The organism is Nostoc sp. (assembly GCF_036917155.1).
Taxonomy (GTDB): Bacteria; Cyanobacteriota; Cyanobacteriia; order Cyanobacteriales; family Nostocaceae; genus Nostoc.
This window is the reverse complement of record NZ_JBALDZ010000117.1, coordinates 1-1,019: the sequence shown is the minus strand read 5'-3', so window position 1 is coordinate 1,019 and position 1,019 is coordinate 1. Positions and strand designations below refer to the sequence as shown.

At 47.3% G+C, this 1,019-nt stretch carries 1 protein-coding gene; it reads right to left on the bottom strand.

From position 1 onward, the window contains the following. Window positions 1-1,019, bottom strand: a 1,019-nt coding sequence (locus V7K67_RS16460) for a collagen-like triple helix repeat-containing protein (protein ID WP_335167479.1), incomplete at both ends; no start/stop codon positions are given.

The window sequence follows — 1,019 nt, the reverse complement described above, 5'->3', positions numbered from 1 at the left end:
TCTGGGTTGCGTAATGGTTGTCCGTGTTCATCTACCGGATCTGTTTGGTCAAGTGTTTTCGCAAATGCGTTCGCGCTGTCATTTATCGCTACCCCTGCTGCCGCTAGTCCCACTGGTATCGCTACCATCATCTGAATAGTATTTGCGTCAGCGCTTGCGGTATTGATGAAGTCGAAAAACTTGCCTTTCATGTTCGGCTGTGGATTCATGAACGAGTAAGCGTGTTGTCCCACAACGCCCCATATTTTCAAAGCGTTGCCAATTTTGCCGACGTTACCGCCTATCATTTCAAGCCCAGAGGATAGGATGCCAACAGCATTAGAGACCTGGTTGAATACATTGCTTCCCGCTTGATAGATGCGATTTGCTATAGCCCAATCATTACTAATGGTGGTGTAATTATCTGCTCCGATGACGTTTTTAATCACGTCATTAACTGCACCACCAATCACTGATGTTATGTTTATTGGCTGTCCGTTAATCCCTTTCGGCAATATCAACCCAACACATTGATTGATGATCGTCCCCAGGGTTTGAGCAAGGTTATTACTTAGCATCAGGGCGTTGTGTACGGTTACAGCGAAAGTCATCACTGCTAAAGCTTTTTCCACATAAGTATTGGTAGCGATCGCCGTTATTAAACCTGTTATCGCTGTATTTCCCGCCGCAACAAACGCTTGCAATCTACCAAATAATCCCGTTGTCGTAGCATTGACGTTCGCTCGTGTTTGGGCGTGCTGGGTTACTATTAATGCCCTTAAACCTGCCAAGTCTGCTGAATTCACGTCTTTACCGTCCTTACCAGGTATTCCCGGTATACCTTGTCTACCCGGTGTGCCCGGATCTCCCTTGTCACCTTTCTCGCCCGGTGTTCCAGGCAGAGTCACCACGGTGGTTATACCTGGAAGTCCTTGTAATCCCCTATCACCTTTATCACCTTTATCACCTTTATCGCCTTTAGCGCCTGGTAAGCCAGGTAGTCCACGCAGGGATTTGACTGTTTGGTAAAGGGCGATCGC